This window comes from Pseudomonas sp. 09C 129 (genome assembly GCF_002843625.1).
Lineage (GTDB): Bacteria > Pseudomonadota > Gammaproteobacteria > Pseudomonadales > Pseudomonadaceae > Aquipseudomonas > Aquipseudomonas chlororaphis.
The window spans coordinates 4,143,998-4,164,835 of sequence record NZ_CP025261.1; the positions used below are offsets into that span (position 1 = coordinate 4,143,998).

The following is a 20,838-nucleotide window of genomic DNA, read 5'->3' on the forward strand; positions in this document are numbered from 1 at the left end:
AGATATAACGGTTCAGGGGACGGAAAGGCGCAGCTTGCCGAAGTTCGTCCAACGCTTCAATGGCCAATGCACGGCCCCTGGATACTGGCGTTTTGCCTAAACCGCGGGCGGAAATGACCTGCATCAAAAAAGTGCCAGACAATCGCCAAACGGCCTGAAAAAAACCGTTGAATGTCATATCCCGGTGCTATTTTTAAAAGCTCCACAGGTTGGTCCAGTGACGGTCCTTCCGTACCTACCGCGAGCACAAGGAAGCGCTCAATGATCAAGGTGGGCAATCCATGAATAGAGTCTCCGCCAGTAAAGTCACCTTTCCCAACGCCTGCCAGCTGATGCGCTGGCATTTTCACCCCATGGGCTTCGAGGCCAGCATGGATGCACCCGGCAGCATGATCGCCCGGCTCTTCGATCGTGCCAGCGGCGAGACCATGATCGCCATTGCCGGCATCCCCTGTGCCACCGTGATGAACGCCACCGATGTCGAGCGAATAATCGAGGCGGTGGAAGACGAGCTGGAGGCTTTCATGCCGCCACTCGCGCTGAAAGCCTAAGGTCGCTCTGAAAGCCTAGAGTCGCTCTGCTCCTGGCCCTAGGCCACTCCAGACTGTTTTCAAGCCCGCCATCGAGCGGGCTTTTTCAGGCCCGCAGGTCGGCGAAGAACGGCTTGCCCTGGGGAATCCGGTCCGACGCCTTGGGTGCATTGGCCGCCTGGGTGTCCGGGCGGTCCACATACCAGTAGCAATGTTTCACCGCCCGGGTGATTCCGACATAGGCCAGGCGCAAGGTCTCGTCCTTCTGCGCATTGTCGTAGGGCTCGCTGTCGCCATCCTTGCCCAGCCCGGCCATGCGATAGACCTGGTTCTTGTAGGGCGAACTGGTCAGGTGCTGGCAATCGCCCAGCAGGAACACCGCATCCGCCTGCAAGCCCTTGGAGCTGTGATAGGTCAGTTGCTTGAGGCGTCGGTCCTCGGCTGGCAATCTAGAATCAACATTAACTATTGGTAAAATATGCTCTTCAATCAATGACTTATCGCTACTTTTTCGAAATAGCATCAAAATTGAATCGCCATTGCGATAGTGCTCCGCCAGCCGTGCTGCAAGCCCCTGGTCGTCGCGGTCCAGCACATTCACCGGCAACACTTCCTTGGGTTCGCCGCTGGCCTTGGCCTTCTTCCCGGCAATCGCCGGCGCCGCGCGGACGATATGTTCCGCGGCGTCGATGATGTGCTGATGGCTGCGATAGTTCTCGCTGAGCATCACTCGGGTGGTGGCCGGCGACGGGAATTCCTTGTTGAACTCCATGAAGAATTTCGGCGAACTGCCACGCCAGCCGTAGATCGACTGCCAGTCGTCCCCTACGCAGAGCAACGACGAGCGCTGTGCCCCGCGGCCGACATGCATGGCCGGCCCGCGACTGCGGATTTCGCGCAGACTGGCGCGAATCCAGGAGACGATCTGCGGCGAGACGTCCTGGAATTCGTCGATCATCAGGTGCGACATCGGCCGCAAGTGCTCATCGCCGAGCAGCTTGAAGTTCTCCGGGGTGTTCTCGCCGAACAGCGCGAACATGCGGTTGTAGCTCATGATCGGCGGCGACTGGTCGAGCAGATGATCATCCAGCGCCCGCCAGAACAGGCTCAGTGCCTCGAAGAAAAAGCGGTCCGGGTCGTCCCGGGCAAACACCATCTGGCCCACGGCCACCGAGACGTCCAGCCCGAGGTTCTCGATAAACCCGGCCGCGGCGACAAAACAGTCCAGCAGCGGCGCCGAAGCCAGCTCACCCTTGACCTTGTAGTCGAAGCCCGGCCCGGCACTGGCATCCCCGGCCAGGGAAGACAGGACGCGCTTTGCCGAATCATAACTATCCAGCCAAATCATTGGCTTACGACAGAAAGCTTGAAACAGGGTGCGTTTTACCGCCCACTCCGCGCGCACCGAAAGCTTCGATCCGGGGCGACTCAACTGCGGATTTTCCCGAGGGTCGAACCCCAGCACCACCCAGGCATCCAGCTCGGCGACGTAGCCATGGCAATGGAACTGCGAGCCGTTGATCTCGACCGTCTGCCGGTTCGGCTCGATGCCCTTGATCGGCCAGGCGCCGGCACGAAACCACAGGTCTTCCAGGGTGTCGCACAGTTCTTCGTCGCGCTTGGCCGCCAGTTCGGTCACGGCCATGCGTTTTTGCACGTCCGGGTGATCGCGCTCCAGCTCCTTGAGTTGCAGGGCATGGCGCAGCAACGGCTTGATCGCCTCGCGAAAACGCCCGTCACGCCGGTGCAGGGCGTGGTAACAGGCATTCAGGTGCTTGCGCTGGGCGTCGTTGATCCGCAGGTCGAAGGGGTTGCTGTCGACCTCCAGATCCCCCGCCACCGGGCGATCGCTGAGGTTTTCGAACGCCTGCAGGCGCTCGAAACCCGGCAGGCTGCGGACCATCGGCAGGATGCGCGAGTGGAAGGTGCGCACCAGTTCCCGTGCCTCCTTGAGGCCCAGGGGCCGGCCCCAGAGCGCGAACACTTCCAGCAGCTTGTTGATGAAGTCCTTGCGCGACTCGCGGGTGAAGGTCACCACGGTCATCGAGTCGAGCTCGAAGCCCAGGTAATGATTGAGCAGCAGGATGCGCAGGACCAGGGAAGTCGACTTGCCCGCGCCAGCGCCGGCAATCACCGAGGTGGACGGGGTTTCGCTGAAGATCATCTTCCATTGCGCGCTGCTGGGTTGGGCATGGGCCGGCAGCAGGCGGCCAACATCGGCCTTGATGCGCTTCTTCAGTTCGGCGCTCAGCGGCAGGCGCCAGTCGTCGAACAGATAATCGTCTACCCCGGGCGCCAGATGCTCGGTGGAGCGGCTGTCGCGAATCAGCAGGACCTGACGGCCCTGCTCCAGTCCCTCGGCCTTGCCCTCCTGGTAACCGTATTCCACCCCGGCGGTATGCCCGCTGCGAAAGCCGTCCGCCTGGCCATGCAACCAGGACGCGCGATGCTGGGCGCGCAAGCGACTGAGGCCATGACCGAAGAACCTGGCCGCCAAGCGCTTGAGCAGCGGCATTTCGGCCAGGGGCAAGAGTTCGGGAGGAAGATCGGGGGTGTGTTGCGGCACGCTGACTCCAGGGTGTGAGGCTGTGTGGGACGGTATGGTCGCTTCATTCGTCGATGACTTCTAGTGAAATGCTTACAGGTCATCCACTTAAGCCCCGAACTGAATGTTTGGAAGCAGAATGAATACTACAAAATATATCTATTTATTAGATCTGATAACGGTGATTTTTGCGCTTTTTATCGATGCTTTGCTGATGGATGATGAGCGCCATCAATCACCGGTCTCGTTCTGCGGCTCCACCAAGGCGCCCCATGACGAACCCTGACAGGAGACGATCATGCTTGAACTCAGACCCTTCAAATCCCTGGGCGGCGCCCATCATGGCTGGTTGGATGCCCACCATCACTTTTCGTTCGCTGAGTACTACGACCCCAAACGCATGAACTGGGGCAACCTGCGCGTGTGGAACGACGACGTGATCGCCCCCGGCAGCGGTTTTCCGCAGCACCCGCACCGGGACATGGAAATCATCACCTACGTCCGTGAAGGTGCTATCACCCACCAGGACAACCTGGGCAACCAGGGCCGCACCGAGGCTGGCGACGTGCAGGTGATGAGCGCCGGTACCGGGATTGCCCACAGCGAATACAACCTGGAAGCCGGCGAAACCAGGATCTTCCAGATCTGGATCATCCCCAACCAGGCCGGCTCCGCGCCGTCCTGGGGCGCCAAGCCGTTCCCCAAAGGCCAGCGCGAAGGCTTCGTGACCCTGGCCAGCGGCAAGCAAGGCGATGACCAGAGCCTGCGGATTCGTGCCGACGCGCGCCTGGTAGCCGCCAACCTGAAGGCCGGCGAGTCCGCCGAGTACCCGCTGGACCAGGGCCGTCGGGCCTACCTGGTGCCGGCGACCGGGGTGATTGAAGTCAATGGCTTGCGCGCCGAAGCTCGAGACGGTGTCGCGGTGGAGGATGAACGCCTGCTGCGGGTCACCGCCCTCGAGGACAGCGAAATCGTCCTGGTGGACCTGGCCTGAGACAGCGAAGCAATGCTCCATCTCTGTAGGAGCGAAGCTTGCTCGTGATGGGCTGCAAAGCAGCCCCGAAGCTGATTCCGTTCCAACTGAAGCTAGCTGTCGCTCAAACGGCAGCCATCGCGGGCAAGCCTCGCTCCTACAAGACACAGCCGCAATAAAAAGGGGCGACCTTCTGGTCGCCCCTTTTTCGTCTGCCGCGAAACGCCGCTGGATCAGCCGCTGATCGCGCCGTCCACCAGGGTCTGCGCTTCCTGCACCAATTGCTTCAGGTGATCGTCGCCGATAAAACTCTCGGCGTAGATCTTGTAGATGTCTTCGGTGCCCGATGGACGCGCGGCGAACCAGCCGTTCTCGGTCATGACCTTGAGGCCGCCGATCGCCTGGTCGTTGCCCGGCGCGTGGCTGAGGATCTTCTGGATGCTTTCGCCGGCCAGCTGGGTCGAGGTCACCTGCTCCGGCGACAGCTTGCCGAGCAGCGCCTTCTGCTGCGGGTTGGCCTTGGCATCGACGCGCACCGAGAACGGCTCGCCCAGCTCGTCGCACAAGGCACGGTAGGCCTGGCTCGGGTCGCGGCCGGTGCGGGCGGTCATTTCCGCGGCCAGCAAGGCCGGGATCAGGCCGTCCTTGTCGGTGCTCCAGACGCCACCGTCCTTGCGCAGGAACGATGCGCCGGCGCTCTCTTCACCGCCAAAGCCCAGGGAGCCGTCGAACAGGCCGTCGGCGAACCACTTGAAGCCCACCGGCACTTCGTACAGGCGACGACCCAGGCGCGCCGCCACACGGTCGATCAGGCCACTGCTGACCACGGTCTTGCCCACGGCCGCGTCGGCGCGCCAGTGCGGGCGGTTCTGGAACAGGTAGTCGATGGCCACCGCCAGGTAATTGTTCGGCGCCAGCAGGCCGCCAGTCGGGGTCACGATACCGTGACGGTCGTGGTCCGGGTCGCAGCCGAAGGCCACGTCGAAACGATTCTTCAGGCCGATCAGGCCTTGCATCGCATAGCTGGACGACGGGTCCATGCGGATCTGGCCATCCCAGTCGACGGACATGAAACGGAAGGTGGCATCGACTTCCTTGTTGACCACTTCCAGATCCAGACGATAGTGCTCGGCAATCGCCGACCAGTAGCGCACCCCTGCTCCGCCCAGCGGATCGACGCCCAGGCGCAGCTTGGCGTTGCGGATAGCGTCCAGGTCGATGACGTTGATCAGGTCGGCGACATAGCTGTTGACGTAGTCGTGACGATGGGTGGTGTCGGCCTTCAGCGCCTGCTCGTAGCTGATGCGCTTCACTCCGGCCAGTTTGTTGGCCAGCAGCTCGTTGGCCTTGGCTTCGATCCACTTGGTGATGTGGGTATCGGCCGGGCCGCCGTTGGTGGGGTTGTACTTGTAGCCACCGCTTTGTGGCGGGTTGTGCGACGGGGTGATCACGATGCCGTCGGCCAGGCCGCTGGTGCGGCCGCGGTTGTAGCAGAGAATCGCATGGGACACCGCCGGCGTCGGGGTGTACTCGTCACCCGCGGCAATCATCACGGTCACGCCGTTGGCGGCCAGCACTTCCAGGGCGCTCGCGCCGGCCGGGGTGGACAAGGCGTGGGTATCGATGCCGACAAACAGCGGGCCATCGATACCCTGGGCCTGGCGATACAGGCAGATCGCCTGGCTGATGGCGAGGACATGCCATTCATTGAAACTCAGGTCGAACGAGCTGCCACGATGCCCCGAGGTGCCGAAGGCGACCCGCTGGGTAGAGATGGCGGCATCGGGCTGGCCGGTGTAGTAGGCCGTTACCAGTCGCGGAAGATCGACCAGCAATTCTGTCGGTGCCGGTTTGCCCGCAAAAGGACTGAGTGTCATGCAAAACCTCGGGAAATGGATGGTTCGGTGAGTGCTGCGCAGTTTACTGGCAGTTTGACCGCAACGCGACGGGATCTATCCGTGGAGGCTTGCACAATCGGCAGGTGCAGCTAGGCCATGCTCGGCTGCTGCACAGAGGCTGCTCAGGATCGAGACGGGAATAAGGAAGGGAGTGACTGCGAGGACAGAAACGCCAGAGTGCGCGATGGCGAACCCTGGCGTCAGGATCAGGCCGGTTCGACCTGCAGTGCGACCCGTTCGCGGCAAGGACACTCGTCCATGTAGCGGTGGGCTTCGACGAACTCGTTGAACGGGAAGATCCGGGTCTTCAGCGGCAGCAGCACACGGTCCGCCGTCAGCTGGTTGATGTCGCGCAAGGCGCGCTGCAAGGCCACCTGGTCCTGGATGATGCCCAGCTCGGGCTTGCCGGTGAAGTTGCCGATGCAGTGCACGAAGAACTGGATGTTCTTCTGGAATGCCGCGCAGGCCGGGAACGGCGTCTGGTTGCCGCCTTGCAGGCCATACAGCACCAGGCTGCCGCGCGGCGCCAGGACGTCGCCAAGCATCGACATCTGCGGACCGCCCAGGCCATCGAACACCACGTCGACACCACGGTTGTCGGTGTATTTGTTGATCTGCATGAGCAGGTCCTGCTCTTCGGTGACGATGACTTTCTCGGCCCCCAGGGACAGCAGGTACTCACGCTCTTCAGCGGTCTTGGTCGCGGCAATCACCCGCACTCCGAGCGCCTTGCCCAGCTGGACAAAGGACGGACCGGCGCAGTGGCTGGCATCGGTGACCAGGGCGAACTGCCCGGGCTTGACCCGCGCCAGGTCGACATAGGCAAAGTAGGCCACCAGCAGCGGCGTGTAATGCACCGCGGCTTCCACCGGGCTGAGCACATCGGGATAGCGGGTCAACGCCGAGCGTGGCAGGACAATCAGCTCGCCATAGACCGGATAATCGTTCGGGCTTTCGGCCGGGAAGCTGGCAACCTTGTCGCCAATGGCCAGGTCGTCGACACCTTCGCCGACCGCAGTCACCACGCCGGCCATCTCATGGCCAAGGCCGGAAGGCAGGCGGGCATGGGAAGACGCCAGATTCTGGCGCCAAAGGACGTCGTACCAACTGATGCCGATCGCTTCGACACGCACCTGCACTTCGCCTGGCGCAGGCAGAGCGGCCGCATGCTCTTCGCACTTGAGCACCTCGGCCGGACCAAACTTGTGAAAACGGATCGTGCGGGACATCGCAAACCTCGTCAAAGTAACCTCTAATGCCCTGAACTCTATCTGGGCTTTCCGGCCAAGACCATCAGTGACTATTAATAGTCGACATGCCTGTCATTGATTCCGCAGCACCTGCAACAACGGGGAAACAGCGTGCCGGAGCGAAGGGTTCCTTACAGGAAAAAACAATTAGCCGGTGCAGAGTAGCAGCCTTTCCCCGTAAGATTCATGCCGGCCATTGTTCTCATATGGCCGCTCTCGTCAAGTTTGCTGACTCTGCCAGGACTCAAGATGAATCGTAATGACCTGCGTCGTGTCGACCTGAACCTGTTGATCGTGTTCGAAACATTAATGCATGAACGCAGCGTGACCCGGGCGGCGGAGAAACTCTTCCTCGGCCAGCCGGCCATCAGTGCGGCGCTGTCGCGCCTGCGCAGCCTGTTCGACGATCCGCTGTTCGTGCGCACCGGGCGCAGCATGGAGCCGTCGGCCCGGGCGGTGGAAATCTTCGCCCTGCTCTCGCCCGCCCTCGACTCGATCTCCACCGCGGTCAGCCGCGCCGCCGAGTTCGACCCGGCGACCAGCACCGCGGTGTTCCGCATCGGCCTGTCCGACGACGTCGAGTTCGCCCTGCTGCCGATGCTGCTCAAGCGCCTGCGCGCCGAAGCGCCGGGGATCGTGCTGGTGGTGCGCCGCGCCAACTACCTGCTGATGCCGGCCCTGCTGGCCTCCGGCGAGATCTCCATCGGCGTCAGCTACACCCAGGACCTGCCGGCCAACGCCAAGCGCAAGGTGCTGCGCCGCAGCCTGCCCAAGCTGCTGCGGGCCGACAGCATGCCCGGCGCCCTGAGCCTCGATGACTTCTGCGCCCGCCCCCACGCCCTGGTGTCGTTCGCCGGCGACCTCAGTGGTTTTATCGATGAAGAACTGGAAAAACTCGGGCGCAAGCGCCACGTGGTGCTCGCGGTCCCGCAGTTCAACGGCCTGAGCACCCTGCTCACCGGCACCGACATCGTCGCCACCGTGCCGGACTACACCGCCGAAGCCCTGACCGCCGCCGGCGGCGTGCGCGCCGAAGACCCGCCCCTGCCGGTGCGCACCTTCGAACTGCACATGGCCTGGCGCGGCTCCCAGGACAACGACCCGGGCGAACGCTGGCTGCGCTCGCGGATTCAGATGTTCTTCGGCGACCCCGATAGCCTTTGATCCCTACACAAACCGGATCGTCTGCCATAGGCAAAAGGGCCAGTCCTGACTGGCCGCTCGCGGGACTTTTCTGTTTCTGGGCTGACACCGAGCGTTGCAGCTATGCGCTCGACCCGCCCGACGCCATTGCCCACCACTGACCCATACCGACGTCCTGGCCGCCAGGCCGCGATACGCGGCCGGGTGACGCCAGTCGGCCGGGGCCGGCGCTGACAGGTGGGCTTAAGCTTGCGGATTGACCAGGAGTTGCGCTGCCCCATGCCCCTGGTGCCGGACGTCGTGGGTACAGGCGACGAAGTCCTCCTTGCGCAGCACTACCAGGGCCAGCAGCGACGCGATCCCGGTCGCCACGTAGAAGTACCAGGGCGCGGTGATGTCGCCAGTGAGCTTGATCAGCCAGGTGGAAATCAGCGGCGCGCTGCCGCCGAACACCGCCACCGGGATGTTGTAGGCCACGGCGATGCCGGTGGAGCGGATACGGGTCGGCAGCAGCTCGCTCATCAGGGCGTAGGTCGAGGACGCATAGAGCCCGAACAGGATCGCTACGGCCATCAGCGGCCAGAACAAGGTGGCCGGGGTCGCGTTGGGCGCGGCCTTGAAGAACCAGTACATGGCCAGGGTCGCCAGAGTACCGATCACCATCAGGAACGGCTTGCGTCCGTAGCGATCGGTGAAAGCGCCGCCGAACGGCATGACCACCGCCGCCGAGAGGCTGGCGACGAATACATAGAGCAAGGTGGTGCCGCTGTCGAACTTGAGGGTGTTGGACATGTAGGTCGAGGCGAAGGTCAGCACCAGGTAGAAGATCGAGCTGTGCAGGGTAATGATGAAGAACACCAGGGCGATCGAGCGCTTCCACTGCCAGACCTCCCGCAGCGGCGCCTTGGAGGTCTGCCCGGCCTGCACCAGGGCGAGGAATTCCGGGCTGTCCTCCAGCTTCAGGCGGATATACAGCGAGATGAAGCCCAGGGGACCTGCGATCAGGAACGGGATCCGCCAGCCCCAGTCCTGCATCAGTTCGGCGCCCAGGGCCCAAGTCATGCCGTTGGCCACGGCGCCGCCCAGGAGCAGGCCGAGCACAGCGGTGACCATCAGCCAGCAGGTGGCGAATCCCCGGCGCCCTGGGCTGGCGTATTCGGAAATGAAGCTGGTGATGGTGCCGATCTCGCCACCGGCAGAGAAACCCTGCACACAGCGGACCAGCACCAGGATCACCGGCGCGGCGATGCCAATGCTGGCGTAGGTCGGCAACAGGCCCAGCAGGCAGGTGGAGCCGGCCATCATCACCAGTACCGTGATCAGGGTCTTGCGCCGGCCGATCTTGTCGGCCAGGGGGCCGAAGAACAGGCCGCCCAGGGGCCGGATGAAGAAGCTCAGGGCAAAGGCCGCGAAGCTTGCCAGAAGGCTGCTGGTGGGGTCGTCAGAGACGAAGAAGGCCTTGCCGATGTACAAGGCCAGGAAACCGTAGACGCCATAGTCGTACCACTCGATCAAGTGGCCGGAAGTGGCGCCGATGAAGGCCCGGCGCCGCTGGCGCTGGGGGTTGGAAGGTGGCACGCCCATCGTGGGGACTCCTGTCGTAGTGCTATCCATGAAATGCCGCGCTTCAGAGGTTGCTCAAGGGCCCGGTGGGGTCCTGCAACCACTGGCGCAAGCGGGTCTTGAGAATCTTGCCATAGCTATTTTTGGGCAGCTCGGCGCAAAACAGGTACTTCTTCGGCTTTTTGAACGAGGCCATGCGCGCCAGGAACCAATGGTTGAGCGCCTGCGCGTCGAGGTTGCCGGGCGAACGCAGGACCACGAAGGCCACCACCGACTCGCCCCACTGCGGGTCGGCCTCCCCCACCACACACACTTCGAATACCTCGGGGTGCTGGATCAGCACTTCCTCGACTTCCCGCGGGTAAATGTTGCTGCCGCCGGAGATGATCACATCCTTGCTGCGATCGGTCAGGGTCAGGTAACCCCGCTCATTCAGGAAACCGATGTCACCGGTGAGCAGCCAGCCGTCCACCAGGGCCTCCCGGGTGGCTTGCGGATTGTCCCAGTACCCCTGCATCACCACAGCCCCGCGTACGGCGATTACCCCCATCTCTCCGGCAGCCAGGGGTTGGCCCGCAGTATCCACCACGCGCACCTCAACGCAGGCGTGGGCACGCCCTACCGAGGCAGCAATGGTCGGCCAGTCAGCATGCCCGCGGTCGGCAATGGTCTCCCGGGACAGGGCGCTGATGGTCATTGGGCATTCGCCCTGGCCGTAGATCTGCACCAGCCGCGGGCCGAAGGTGTCCAGGGCCTGGGTGAGATCCGCCAGGTACATCGGGCCGCCGCCGTAGACGATGGTCTTGATCCCTTCGCCGCAATAGCCCTGCTGCCGGGCCTGCTGCACCATGCGCTTGAGCATGGTCGGCGCGGCAAACAGGCTGACCTGGCCCAGCGCCTGCGCCAGCTCGAACAATTCCGCCGCCTGGAACCCCTGGGACGTCGGCACCACATGCCGCGCGCCACAGCGCACATGGATGAAGTTGTAGAGGCCGGCGCCGTGAGACATCGGCGCGGCATAGACCACGGCGTCATCAGCGGCCACCGGATCCACGTCCAGCGGATAGCACAAGGACATGGCGATCAGGTTGCCATGGGACAACATCACCCCCTTGGGGCGCCCAGTGGTCCCGGAGGTGTAGAACAGCCAGGCCAGGTCGTTGTCCTCCCGCAGGTGCGGCTCCACCAGTTCATCGCCCGGCACCCGGCCTTGCACGGCCAGCCCGGGCGCGGCCAGTTCGCGGCAGCCGGCCGGCAGGGTCGCGGTGTCGAAGCTCTGGCCCTCATCGGTGTAGATCAGCCGGGCCCCGGCATTGCCGGCAATCCAGGCGGCTTCCAGTGCATGCAGCTTGCTGTTGATCGGAACCGCCACCGCCCCGCTCCACCAGATGGCGTACAACAGTTCGAGATAACCGCAGCTGTTCTTCAGCAGCAGCGCCACTCGGTCGCCAGGCTCGATGCCGTACTCATGGCGCAGTTGCAGGGCGCGTGCCCTGGCCTGCTCGGCAAACGCCTGGTAGTCGGCGACCTGGCGGCGGCCCTCGAACAGAGCTCCCCGCCGCGGCCAGCGCTGGGCCGCATCGTGCAGCCAATGGGCGATGTTCATCCTCAGACCTTGACCGCTTGCAGGACGCTGGCGTAGTTGGCCACCGCCATGCCGCCCATGTTGAACAGCAAGCCGAACTCGGCACCGGGCACACCCAGGCCGATGGGTTTGCCGATCAGTTGGGCAAAGCCCAGGGCATGCATCGATACCCCGGTGGCCCCCACCGGATGCCCCTTGGCCTTGAGCCCGCCGGACAGGTTCACCGGCAGGCGTCCGCCCTGGCGCACGGTGCCGTCGTCGAGGGCCCGGTGCCCCTCGCCCCTGGGCGCCAGGCCCATGGCTTCGTAGATCAGCAATTCAGCGATGGTGAAGCAGTCGTGTACCTCAGCGAAACTCAGGTCGCCGAGGGTCACGCCGGCCTGGCGCAGGGCCCCGTGGATGGCCCGTCGCGGCCCCTCGAAGGCCAGCATGTCACGGCTCGACAAGGGCAGGAAGTCGTTCACCTGGGTCATGGCACGAATCGCCACCTGACGTCGCATCGAACGGGCGCGCTGGGGCGAGGCCAGGATGATCGCCGCCGCACCGTCACTGATCAACGAGCAGTCGGTCAGGCGCAGTGGCGGTGCGATCAACGGGTTGCCCTGGGAAACGTTGTTGCAATGTTCAAAATCCATCACGCGGTGCATCTGCGCCAGGGGGTTGGCCATGGCATTGGCATGGTTTTTCACCGCGATCATGGCCATTGAGGACAACGGGTTGTGGTAACGGTCGGCGTACTGCTGCGCCACCCGGCCAAAAAGCTGGGCGAAACTCATGCCGGCCTCCTGGAGGGCGTTCTGGTAGCCGGCGCCGGCCAGGGCCCGGGTGACTTCGACGGTACTGTTGCCGGTCATTTTCTCCGCGCCGACCACCAGTACCAGTTCGGCGGCGCCGCTGCGGATCGCGTTGATCCCGGCCTGGATCGCCGCCGAACCGGAGGCGCAGGCGTTCTCGCAGCGAGTGGCGGGCTTGAAGCGCAGTTGCGGATCGGCCTGGAGCATCAGCGAGGCGGGAAAACCGTCCGCCACCAGGCCGGCGTTGAAGTGCCCGAGAAACAGCGCGTCGATTTGTGCAGCCTCGATCTCAGCGTCTGCCAGGGCCTCGCGGGTAACCTGGACGATCAGGTCCTCGAGGTTCAGGCCGTCCAGACGACCGAAAGGACTATGGGCGGCAGCGACGATGGATACGGAATCATGAACCATGTGATTTTCTTCTTCCTTGAAGCGGGTATTCCATACAATGATTCAACACCCGAATCACACGCTAGTTGGGGGAACTACGTACGGCAGTAAGTAGTCCCCCGCCCCCCCAAAAAAGGGGCGCGCCGATAAACCCGAGGCAGGATGCCTGATGACCCTACACGCCCAGCAATTCCAGGACCTCGAGCGCCTGGCCTTCCAGGTTTCCCCCGCACCGCAGATGATCACCGGACATCGCCGGATGCTCGACTGCAACCAGGCCTTCGTACGCCTGTTCGGCTACGAGCGCGAACACTTGCAAGGCCACCTGACCCTGCTGTTGTACCCCTCCCAGGCCGACTACCAGAGCATCGGCGAACGCAGCGAGCACTGGCTGCGCAACGGACCCGGCACCTTCTACTCCGATGAACGCTTCATGCAGCATCGCAACGGCGAGGTGTTCTGGGCCCGCGCCCACGGTTTTTCCCTGACGGCCGAGGACCCGTTCAAGCTGATGGTCTGGCATTTCGAGCGCCTGGACCGCCAACCGGCGCCGATGATCCAGTTGACCCCGCGCGAACGGGAAATCTCGCTGCATATCGTCAATGGCCTGACCTGCAAGGAAGTGGCGCGCAAGCTGGGCATTTCCCACCGCACCGTGGAAGTCCACCGCGCCCGGCTGATGAAGAAGCTTCAGGCCAAGAACAGCGCAGAACTGGTGTCGAAGATCATCTTCATCAGTTGAGCGCCTAGGCAAGCATGTCGCCGGCACTGATGCGCAGCAGTTGCAATGGCCCGATAGTCGGGCCCTCCACGCTGCCGTCCTCTGCCAGGACCTGGTGGGTGGCCCCCATCTTGAAAGCCAAAAAAAATCCGATGCCTTGCGACATCGGATTTTCATTGCTTGCCCTCAGCGATCAAGTCAACAGGCTTGACTGTCGAGCATCCGGCACGTCTGCCGGAGGTCTCCTTGACCGAATGCTAGTGGGCGCTCTGCGGGTGGGGCTCCTCCTGCGTCGAGGAGGACAGCTTGCCACCGTTGATCAACGGCCCGTAGCGCCGGCTGAACTCCTGGTTGTAGGGCACGTGGTCCTTGTTGAACCCATTGTCCCAGTTGACCGACCAGGTCATCAGGCCCTTGATCGACAGCCCTTTGGCATGGAGGCGTTTGAACGCATTGGCAACGGCCGCCGGGTTGACCACGTATCCGGTGGCCGCGGCATCGACGTTGGCGGGCAGGCCAATGACGAATTTGTCAGCGGCAATCCTGGTGAAACCGCGAGTACCACTCACCAGGCTTTCGGTCAGGTAATAGAGGAAGTCCTCTTTCATGGCGTCGTTGTTCTGGGCGATCCAGGCCCCCTTGCCGTTGTTGGCCTCCTGAACCCAGAGGCCATCGCCGCCCTGGTTGTAGAACTGCGGCGCGATGAAGTCGTAGTAGCCTTCCAGCGCCTTGAGGTAGTCGACGTATCGACCGGCAGCGGTCAGGTAGGGGAACTCCGGCGCCATGCTGATGATGAAATGCTTGCCCTCGGCAGCATAGTGATCCTTGACCAGCTTCAACGCGGCCGGCAGGACGATCTTGTTGCTGGCAGAGTCAATCGCACTCTGTTCAAGATCGATGTCCAGTCCGTCAAAGCCGTAGGTTTCCACCAGGCGGATGATTTCATTGGCCAGGGGCTGTTCGTGGCCCGGGTTCAACGCGATATGAGCGTCGGCGCCCCCCAGGGACATCAGCACCGCCCTGCCCTGGCTGTTCAGCACGCCCACCTGGCGACGAAACTCGGCATCGGACAGGTTGTACGGCTTGAACGTCGGAATACCGCTGCCTTTCATGAACGCCACGGCCACCACGTTGTAGTCCCGGGGCACATCCTCCAGGTTCATATTGGCAAACTGCCCGCGCTGGTAGCCGTCCGAGGGGCCGGCCGGCCAGTTGTGCCAGTAGCCCATGAGGATTTTCTTGCCATCCAGGCTCGGCATCCGCGACGCGGCATCATCCTGCGTCGTTTTCAGTTGGGTAAAGTCAATCTTTGACATGTTCTAATCCTTCAGAACGTTTGGACGATCCGCAGACTTATTTGAAGTCGACGTCGAAGGCCTGATAGAAGGCGTTGCCGGTATTGGCCACGATCCACATCAGGACAATCACGTGACGGCCCTTTTTATTGGCTGGCAGCTTCACTTCGTGATCGACCTTGGCCTTCAGTTCGCCGGCATGGCTGTAGTAAGGCACCTGCGGATAGAAGTCCTCGGCGAAAGGTTGAGCATCCAGTTGGGCGCGGGTGATGCGCTGTTTCGGATCCCAGCCGTCCTTGGTGATCAGCCAGCGATAACCACGGGTGGTATGCGGTGCGGTGTACTGCCAGGTCACCTTGAAGATCTGACCGGGGTTGACGTTGAGCGTCGGCCAGGTGAAGGCGCGGCCGAGCTTCTTGCTCATCTCCTCATCGGTGAAGTTGACGCAGTCCCGGGCATCGGTCTTGCCACCGCTGAGGATGAAGCCATCGGCCGGCGGCACGTCGCTTGGGTTGTCCGTGTTGAACGGTGCAGGGAACGGACCCGCGGCCAGGGCCGGGAAGTTCTTGCCGCCTTCCATCTCATTGACCTGCCAACCGCCCAACAGGCCCAGGTCGATGGCGACTGCGCCGCGGGAGGCTGGGGAGGTGACGCGACCGTGGCGAAGCGGTGATTGGGTTTGTGGTTTGTTCATGTTTATTGCTCCATTGATTTAAGAAACTCTCCCTTTCCAAAGGAGAGGTCTTCAAATTAACCGAGCTGGATTTTCTGTCCACGCACCCATTTTTCGTTCCGCATCACACTGGCAGAGGAATCGCCTGAGAATACTGGATATATAACCAGTACACCTAGATTTCTCCTACCCTACTTGAAGTAAAAGTCCTACATGTCCAGGCGGCACCTGGAAGCTGTACCTCTACCTGCAAGCCTTTGCGGCACTGCGCGCCTACCCAGCGAAAATATCCCCACTGCCGAGCAAAATCCGCTGCAGCGCCGGCCCGCGGAGCGGGTATCGTGGAGCAAAACCATCGGCCAGAGGTGCACTGTGGCGTCCTATTCCTTGCGTCAATTGAAGTATTTCGTCACCACCGTCGAATGTGGCAGCGTCGCCGAGGCGTCGCGCAAGCTGTATATCGCCCAGCCGTCGATCTCCACCGCGGTCAAGGGCCTGGAAGACAGCTTCGGCGTGCAGTTGCTGATCCGTCATCACGCCCAGGGCGTGTCCCTGACCCCGGGTGGCGCGCGTTTCTACCGCAAGGCCCAGGAACTGCTGCGCATGGCCCACGAGTTCGAGCAGAACGCCCTGGCCGACAACGATGTGGTGTGCGGGCAGATCGATATCGGTTGTTTCGAGACGGTCGCCCCGCTCTACCTGCCACGGCTGATCGCCGGCTTTCGCCAGCGTTTTCCGGGGGTGGAGATCCGCCTGCAGGACGGCGAGCAGCAGGAGCTGGTGCAGGGGTTGACCGGCGGGCGCTTCGACCTGGCGATCTTCTACGAGCACGACCTGGACAGCACCATCGAAACCGAGGCGCTGATGGCGCCGCAACGGCCGTATGCCCTGGTGCCGGCCGGGCACCGCTTTGCCGGGCAGTCCCAGGTGTCGCTGCGCGACCTGGTCCTGGAGCCGATGATCCTGCTGGATGTGCAGCCCAGCCGCACCTACTTCGTGAGCATCTTCGAGGAGTTGCAACTGACGCCGAATATCGTCTTCGGCTCGCCGTCGATCGAGATGGTGCGCGGCATGGTCGGCCAGGGGTTCGGCTTTGCCTTGCTGGTGACCAGGCCTCATGGCAACAGCACCTATGACGGCCAGGAAGTGGTCTGTGTGGAGATTGCCGAGGATGTCACCGGCTCGGCGCTGGTGGCCGGCTGGCTGAAACGGGCGCAGCTGACCAAGCCTGCGCAGTTGTTCGTCGATTACTGCAAGGAACAGTTCGCTGCGTGGTTGAAATAGCACCCCAGGTATAACCGAAGCCGGCTTGCCGGCGATGCGGCCAATGCAACACGCCTATCCAGGGTTGAACAGGTTATGGGCCAGCCCCGGGCTCGCGGCCAATACCCAATCTGCATCTGTAGGAGCGCAGCTTGCTCGCGAAGCGTCGCATCAGGCACACCGCGTTGCCTCTATCGCCAGCAAGCTGGCTCCTACAAAGAGCGGGTGCCCTCCTTTACGAAGCTGGCGGCCATTGACCTCAGCGCGCCGCCCAGGCGTTGAAGCGCTGTTCCAGCTCCTCGCCATGGTCCACCCAGAACTCCGCGTCCACCGCCCGCGCCCCGGCCAGGTTGGCCTCGGCGGTGGGCAGCTGCCGTTGCACCGCCGCCGGCAGCAGCGCCAGCGCGTCACGGTGCACCGGCCCGTAGGGGATCTCCTCGGAGAACACCTTCTGGGTCTGCGGCTGGCTGGCGAAGGCGATGAAGTCTTCGGCCAGCGCCTTGTTAGGCGTGCCCTTGACCACCGCCCAGTACTCCGGGTCGTACAGGCTTTGCGGCCAGACGATGCTCAGTTTCATGCCTTCCTTCTGCGCCGAGGCGATCCGCCCGTTGTAGGCCGCGCTCATCACCACGTCCCCGGCGATCAGCCATTGCGGCGGCTGCGCGCCCGCCTCCCACCACTGGATATTGCCCTTGATCTGGTCGAGCTTGGCGAACGCCCGGGTCACGCCCTCGGGAGTGCCCAGCACCTGGTACAGCTGGTCCGGCTTGACCCCGTCGGCGAGCAAGGCGATTTCCAGGGTGTACTTGGCGCCCTTGCGCAAGCCGCGCTTGCCGGGGAAGTCGGCGACGTTCCAGAAGTCCGCCCAGGAGGTCGGCGCCTTGGCCAGCTTGTCCTGGTCGTAGGCCATGACCATCGACCAGACATAGGTGGCCACCCCGCATTCGCTCAGGGTCCCCGGGACGAACTGCGCCGCGTCGCCGAAGCGCGCCGGGTCGAGGCGTTCGAACAGGCCTTCGTCACAGCCACGCAGCAGCTCCGGGCTTTCGACTTCGACCACGTCCCAGCTGGTATGGCCGACATCGACCATGGCCTTGATTTTCGACAGCTCACCGTTGTATTCGCCGGCGACCACGCGTCCTGCGCCGCTGGCGGTGAAAGGTTGGAAGTAGGCCTTGTCCTGGGCCTGCTTGGTGGCACCGCCAAAGGAGATGACGGTTAGGCTCTGCGGTGCGGCCGCAACCGCGGTGCACAACAGGGCCAGGGCAAAGGGAACACAGCAACGCAAGGATCTGGACATGTAGCGGTTCCTCGAATAGGCCGACGCGCCCGCGCGCGCCGGCCGCTTTGGGCTTACAGGTGACCGTATTCGCGGGCGGTCCTGTCTACGGCGGTACGGGTCTTGTCGACCAGTTCATCAATGTCGGCGTGGCTGGCCACCAGGGCCGGGGCCATGATCATCCGGCCCAGGGTCGAGCGGATGATCAGGCCCTCTTCGAAGCCGATGGTGCGGCAACGCCAGGCCATGTCGTTTTCGTTGGCGAAGCGCTTGCGGCTGGCCTTGTCTTCGGCGAACTGCAAGGCGGCGACCAGACCTGCACCCTGCACTTCGCCAATCAACGGATGGTTGTCGAACACCTCGCGCAGGCAGCGCTGCAGATACGGCCCGGTCTCGTGCTTGACCCGGCTGACGATGCCTTCGTCGCGCAGGGCCTTGAGGTTGGCGATGGCCACCGCCGCCGCCACCGGATGGCCGGAATAGGTCAGACCGTGGGCGAACACCCCGCCCTGCTCCACCAGTACCTCAGCCATGCGCCTGGAGAGGATCAGACCGCCCATGGGGATGTAGCCGCTGGTCAGGCCCTTGGCGATCGACAGGGTGTCGGGCTCGAAGCCGAAATGCTGGTGGGCGAACCACTCGCCGGTCCGACCGAAACCGCCGATCACTTCGTCGGCGCACAGCAGCACGTCGTACTGGCGGCAAATGCGCTGGATTTCCGGCCAGTAGCTTTCTGGCGGGAAGATCATGCCGCCGGCGCCCTGAAACGGCTCGGCGACGAAGGCCGCGACATTCTCGGCGCCCAGTTCGAGGATCTTCTCCTCCAGTTGCCGCGCAGCGCGCAGGCCGAACTCGGCCGGGGTCAGGTCGCCTTCGTGGGCGAACCAGTACGGCTCGTCGATGTGCGCCACGTCCGGGATCACCCCGCCCATGTCGTGCATGAACTTCATCCCGCCCAGCGCCGTGGCGCCGAGGGTCGAGCCGTGGTAGCCGTTCCAGCGGCCGATCATGATCTTCTTCTGCGGCTTGCCGAGGATCTGCCAGTAGCGGCGCACGGTGCGGATCAGCACCTCGTTGGCCTCGGAGCCGGAGTTGGTGTAGATCGCGTGGCTGTAGTGCGCGGGCAGCAGGCTGAACAGCAGCTCCGACAGCTCGACCACCGCCGGGTGGGTGGTGTGGAAGAACATGTTGTAGTACGGCAGTTGCTCGAGCTGCTGACTGGCGGCCGCGGCCAGGTCCTTGCGACCGTAGCCGAGGTTGGTGCACCACAGGCCCGACATGCCGTCCAGGTAGCGCTTGCCGTCGTTGTCCCAGAGCGCCAGGCCCTCACCGCGCACGATCACCCGCGGCCCTTCGGCGTTCAGCGCCTTCTGATCGAGGAACGCATGAATGTGGTGCGCGGCATCCGCGGCCTGGTAGTCGCCGGTGCTGCGCACGGGTTTGATCTGAACGGTCATTGCGAGTCTCCTTGCGGTTTTTTATCGAGAGTGCCGAGCACGCTGGCCAGCGGCTCCGGCTTGAATAGTGGCTTGCCCATCACGCCCTTGATCCACAGCACGGCGATGATCGAGACGATCAGCAGCACGAGACCCGCATAGGCAAAAATCGAAAAGGTCATCTCCGGGCTGGGCGACACGTTCCAGATCGCAAACAGCATGCCGGCGATGCCGAACACCTGCGGCAAGGGGTAGAACGGCGTGCGGAACGGCCGCGCCACCTGCGGGTAGCGCCGGCGCAGGGCGATGACATTGACGTGGGTGATGATGTAGGCCAGCAGCCAGGCCAGGGCCGCCGAGAGCAACAGCTGGTTGATCGCATCGGCATGGTCGTGCATCAGCAGCAACGGCAGGCCAGTGACCGCGGCGATGAACAGCACCGCCACCCAGGGCGCGCCGGTGCGCTTGCCCTGGCGCTTGAACACGCCAAAGGCCTGGCCATTGCGAGCCATGCCGAACAGCATGCGCGGGATCGCTGCCAGCGAACTGTTGAGGGTGCTGCAGGTGGCGGTGATCGCGGCGGTCACCAGGAACACCTTGCCCGCCTCGCCGAACACCGTGGTGGCGAACAGGTAATGCGGCAGGCCGTTGCTGGTCAGTTCCGCCTGGGGCACGGTGAGCAAGGCGCCCAGGCCATACAGGCTGATGATCACGAAGATGATGGTCAGGCCGAGCATCATCGAGCCCGGGATATTGCGCTCCGGACGCCGGGTTTCTTCCACCAGCGGGCAGACGAACTCGGCGCCGACGAAGCCCCAGACCGCCATGGCCGTCAGGGCGATCACCCCCAGGCCCAGGGGGTTCCAGTGGGCGCTGTCGAACAGCGTCGGGTTGGGCACGACAATGTCGCTGTTCATCGCGCTCAGGCCCATCACCAGCAGGACCACGGTCATCACCACCGCCAGCACCGTCTGCAGGCGGGCGAAGATGTCGATGTTGAACAGGTTGAGCACGGTGAACAGCGCCAGTACCCCCAGGGCCACGGTCAGCGGCGGCATGGAGTGCGGGTAGACCTTGTCGATGATGAACTCCATCAGCAACAGCTCGGCCGACAAGGCGAACATCGCCACCACTATGTAGCCGGAAAAGGTCGCCAGGATCGCCGGGAACTGGCCGATGGCGACCTCGGTGTAAGTGCTCAGGCTGCCGGCGCGGGGGATCATCAGCGCCAGTCCGGAGAACGAACAGGCATAGCTCAGGGCCAACAGGTAGGCCAGGCCCAGGGGCACGATAAAGCCCAGGCCGGCCATGCCGACGCCTTGCAGCATCAGCACCATCACGCCTTGTGAGACCACCAGGCCGATGGCCACCGCCAACAGCGCGGTGAGGCCGAGTTTCTTGCGACTCGCGGGCGGCGCCAGGGCGCCGGTTTGCACGCTTGCATTGCTGTTCATCGGTTGCTCCGTCTTGTTGTTCTATTTTTTTGAAGATCGGTGCCGCGTT

Annotated in this window: 17 protein-coding genes and 1 pseudogene; 6 read left to right on the forward strand and 12 right to left on the reverse strand. The window is 63.4% G+C overall.

From position 1 onward, the window contains the following. Window positions 1-281: 281 nt before the first annotated feature. A complete protein-coding gene (locus tag CXQ81_RS18630) occupies window positions 282-551 on the forward strand; it encodes a DUF1652 domain-containing protein (RefSeq protein WP_007924808.1) in 270 nt (89 codons plus the stop codon). Between the two features lie 85 nt (window positions 552-636). Here the strand turns inward: CXQ81_RS18630 and CXQ81_RS18635 are convergent, their stop codons facing one another. Beyond that, window positions 637-3,096: a UvrD-helicase domain-containing protein gene (locus CXQ81_RS18635; protein ID WP_101338141.1), complete on the reverse strand. Its 2,460-nt coding sequence runs from the start codon at window positions 3,094-3,096 to the stop codon at window positions 637-639. Between the two features lie 118 nt (window positions 3,097-3,214). Between CXQ81_RS18635 and CXQ81_RS31075 the strand changes: the two genes are divergently transcribed. Beyond that, window positions 3,215-3,361 (forward strand): hypothetical protein, encoded by a 147-nt coding sequence (locus CXQ81_RS31075; protein ID WP_157832258.1) that lies wholly within the window; start codon window positions 3,215-3,217, stop codon window positions 3,359-3,361. 12 nt (window positions 3,362-3,373) lie between these two features. Then, window positions 3,374-4,069: a pirin family protein gene (locus tag CXQ81_RS18640; RefSeq protein WP_101338142.1), complete on the forward strand. Its 696-nt coding sequence runs from the start codon at window positions 3,374-3,376 to the stop codon at window positions 4,067-4,069. 212 nt (window positions 4,070-4,281) lie between these two features. Here CXQ81_RS18640 and pgm read toward each other — a convergent pair whose 3' ends face one another. Then, window positions 4,282-5,925 carry a phosphoglucomutase (alpha-D-glucose-1,6-bisphosphate-dependent) gene (gene pgm, locus CXQ81_RS18645; RefSeq protein WP_009044098.1) on the reverse strand — a complete coding sequence of 548 codons (1,644 nt, stop codon included), beginning with the start codon at window positions 5,923-5,925 and terminating at the stop codon, window positions 4,282-4,284. A gap of 227 nt (window positions 5,926-6,152) precedes the next feature. Continuing rightward, entirely contained in the window at window positions 6,153-7,175 is a 1,023-nt protein-coding gene (locus tag CXQ81_RS18650) for a zinc-dependent alcohol dehydrogenase family protein (protein ID WP_009044099.1), read from the reverse strand. Between the two features lie 270 nt (window positions 7,176-7,445). On the opposite strand from CXQ81_RS18650, the gene CXQ81_RS18655 reads away from it, so the two are divergent. Beyond that, the gene (locus tag CXQ81_RS18655; RefSeq protein ID WP_007924813.1) at window positions 7,446-8,360 is read left to right on the forward strand and encodes a LysR family transcriptional regulator; all 915 of its coding nucleotides are present in this window, start codon (window positions 7,446-7,448) and stop codon (window positions 8,358-8,360) included. Between the two features lie 222 nt (window positions 8,361-8,582). On the opposite strand, the gene CXQ81_RS18660 is transcribed toward CXQ81_RS18655, so the two are convergent. Genes CXQ81_RS18660 through CXQ81_RS18670 form a run of 3 tightly spaced genes read right to left on the reverse strand, consistent with a single transcriptional unit; the run spans window position 8,583 to window position 12,689 of the window. Beyond that, window positions 8,583-9,923 carry an MFS transporter gene (locus tag CXQ81_RS18660; RefSeq protein ID WP_101338143.1) on the reverse strand — a complete coding sequence of 447 codons (1,341 nt, stop codon included), beginning with the start codon at window positions 9,921-9,923 and terminating at the stop codon, window positions 8,583-8,585. A 43-nt stretch (window positions 9,924-9,966) separates the two neighbouring features. After that, complete coding sequence (locus CXQ81_RS18665) at window positions 9,967-11,508, reverse strand: class I adenylate-forming enzyme family protein (protein WP_101338144.1); 1,542 nt, start codon at window positions 11,506-11,508, stop codon at window positions 9,967-9,969. Window positions 11,509-11,510: 2 nt separating this feature from the next. Next, window positions 11,511-12,689, reverse strand: a complete 1,179-nt coding sequence (locus CXQ81_RS18670) for an acetyl-CoA acetyltransferase (RefSeq protein ID WP_101338145.1) — start codon at window positions 12,687-12,689, stop codon at window positions 11,511-11,513. 148 nt (window positions 12,690-12,837) lie between these two features. On the opposite strand from CXQ81_RS18670, the gene CXQ81_RS18675 reads away from it, so the two are divergent. After that, on the forward strand, window positions 12,838-13,410 hold the full coding sequence (locus tag CXQ81_RS18675; protein WP_007924818.1) for a LuxR C-terminal-related transcriptional regulator: 573 nt from the start codon (window positions 12,838-12,840) through the stop codon (window positions 13,408-13,410). Between the two features lie 4 nt (window positions 13,411-13,414). On the opposite strand, the gene CXQ81_RS31080 is transcribed toward CXQ81_RS18675, so the two are convergent. From CXQ81_RS31080 to CXQ81_RS18685, 3 genes and pseudogenes are all read right to left on the reverse strand, one after another. Continuing rightward, window positions 13,415-13,555, reverse strand: coding sequence for a hypothetical protein (locus tag CXQ81_RS31080; RefSeq protein WP_157832259.1), 141 nt, complete (start codon window positions 13,553-13,555; stop codon window positions 13,415-13,417). A 139-nt stretch (window positions 13,556-13,694) separates the two neighbouring features. Then, a pseudogene (locus CXQ81_RS18680) lies at window positions 13,695-14,705 on the reverse strand (chitinase); the annotation flags it as partial. A gap of 37 nt (window positions 14,706-14,742) precedes the next feature. Then, entirely contained in the window at window positions 14,743-15,378 is a 636-nt protein-coding gene (locus CXQ81_RS18685; protein WP_101338147.1) for a lytic polysaccharide monooxygenase auxiliary activity family 9 protein, read from the reverse strand. Between the two features lie 351 nt (window positions 15,379-15,729). On the opposite strand from CXQ81_RS18685, the gene CXQ81_RS18690 reads away from it, so the two are divergent. Then, entirely contained in the window at window positions 15,730-16,641 is a 912-nt protein-coding gene (locus CXQ81_RS18690; protein WP_087090699.1) for a LysR substrate-binding domain-containing protein, read from the forward strand. A gap of 238 nt (window positions 16,642-16,879) precedes the next feature. Here the strand turns inward: CXQ81_RS18690 and CXQ81_RS18695 are convergent, their stop codons facing one another. The 3 genes from CXQ81_RS18695 to CXQ81_RS18705 are packed head-to-tail and all read right to left on the reverse strand — an operon-like array spanning window position 16,880 to window position 20,789. Continuing rightward, on the reverse strand, window positions 16,880-17,920 hold the full coding sequence (locus CXQ81_RS18695) for an ABC transporter substrate-binding protein (RefSeq protein ID WP_053261416.1): 1,041 nt from the start codon (window positions 17,918-17,920) through the stop codon (window positions 16,880-16,882). A 53-nt stretch (window positions 17,921-17,973) separates the two neighbouring features. Next, a complete protein-coding gene (locus tag CXQ81_RS18700; RefSeq protein ID WP_101338148.1) occupies window positions 17,974-19,356 on the reverse strand; it encodes an aspartate aminotransferase family protein in 1,383 nt (460 codons plus the stop codon). Next, window positions 19,353-20,789 (reverse strand): APC family permease, encoded by a 1,437-nt coding sequence (locus CXQ81_RS18705; protein WP_101338149.1) that lies wholly within the window; start codon window positions 20,787-20,789, stop codon window positions 19,353-19,355. The genes CXQ81_RS18700 and CXQ81_RS18705 overlap by 4 nt, the downstream gene beginning before the upstream one ends. Window positions 20,790-20,838 lie beyond the last annotated feature (49 nt).

Excerpts from the sequence above, each read along its gene's own strand:
- CXQ81_RS18665 (WP_101338144.1), bottom strand. The coding sequence starts at position 11,508 with ATGAACATCGCCCATTGGCTGCACGATGCGGCCCAGCGCTGGCCGCGG.
- CXQ81_RS18650 (WP_009044099.1), bottom strand. The coding sequence starts at position 7,175 with ATGTCCCGCACGATCCGTTTTCACAAGTTTGGTCCGGCCGAGGTGCTC.
- CXQ81_RS18655 (WP_007924813.1), top strand. The coding sequence starts at position 7,446 with ATGAATCGTAATGACCTGCGTCGTGTCGACCTGAACCTGTTGATCGTG.
- CXQ81_RS18660 (WP_101338143.1), bottom strand. The coding sequence starts at position 9,923 with ATGGGCGTGCCACCTTCCAACCCCCAGCGCCAGCGGCGCCGGGCCTTC.
- CXQ81_RS31080 (WP_157832259.1), bottom strand. The coding sequence starts at position 13,555 with ATGTCGCAAGGCATCGGATTTTTTTTGGCTTTCAAGATGGGGGCCACC.
- CXQ81_RS18700 (WP_101338148.1), bottom strand. The coding sequence starts at position 19,356 with ATGACCGTTCAGATCAAACCCGTGCGCAGCACCGGCGACTACCAGGCC.
- CXQ81_RS18695 (WP_053261416.1), bottom strand. The coding sequence starts at position 17,920 with ATGTCCAGATCCTTGCGTTGCTGTGTTCCCTTTGCCCTGGCCCTGTTG.
- CXQ81_RS18630 (WP_007924808.1), top strand. The coding sequence starts at position 282 with ATGAATAGAGTCTCCGCCAGTAAAGTCACCTTTCCCAACGCCTGCCAG.
- pgm (WP_009044098.1), bottom strand. The coding sequence starts at position 5,925 with ATGACACTCAGTCCTTTTGCGGGCAAACCGGCACCGACAGAATTGCTG.
- CXQ81_RS18685 (WP_101338147.1), bottom strand. The coding sequence starts at position 15,378 with ATGAACAAACCACAAACCCAATCACCGCTTCGCCACGGTCGCGTCACC.
- CXQ81_RS18705 (WP_101338149.1), bottom strand. The coding sequence starts at position 20,789 with ATGAACAGCAATGCAAGCGTGCAAACCGGCGCCCTGGCGCCGCCCGCG.
- CXQ81_RS18675 (WP_007924818.1), top strand. The coding sequence starts at position 12,838 with ATGACCCTACACGCCCAGCAATTCCAGGACCTCGAGCGCCTGGCCTTC.
- CXQ81_RS31075 (WP_157832258.1), top strand. The coding sequence starts at position 3,215 with ATGAATACTACAAAATATATCTATTTATTAGATCTGATAACGGTGATT.
- CXQ81_RS18640 (WP_101338142.1), top strand. The coding sequence starts at position 3,374 with ATGCTTGAACTCAGACCCTTCAAATCCCTGGGCGGCGCCCATCATGGC.
- CXQ81_RS18670 (WP_101338145.1), bottom strand. The coding sequence starts at position 12,689 with ATGGTTCATGATTCCGTATCCATCGTCGCTGCCGCCCATAGTCCTTTC.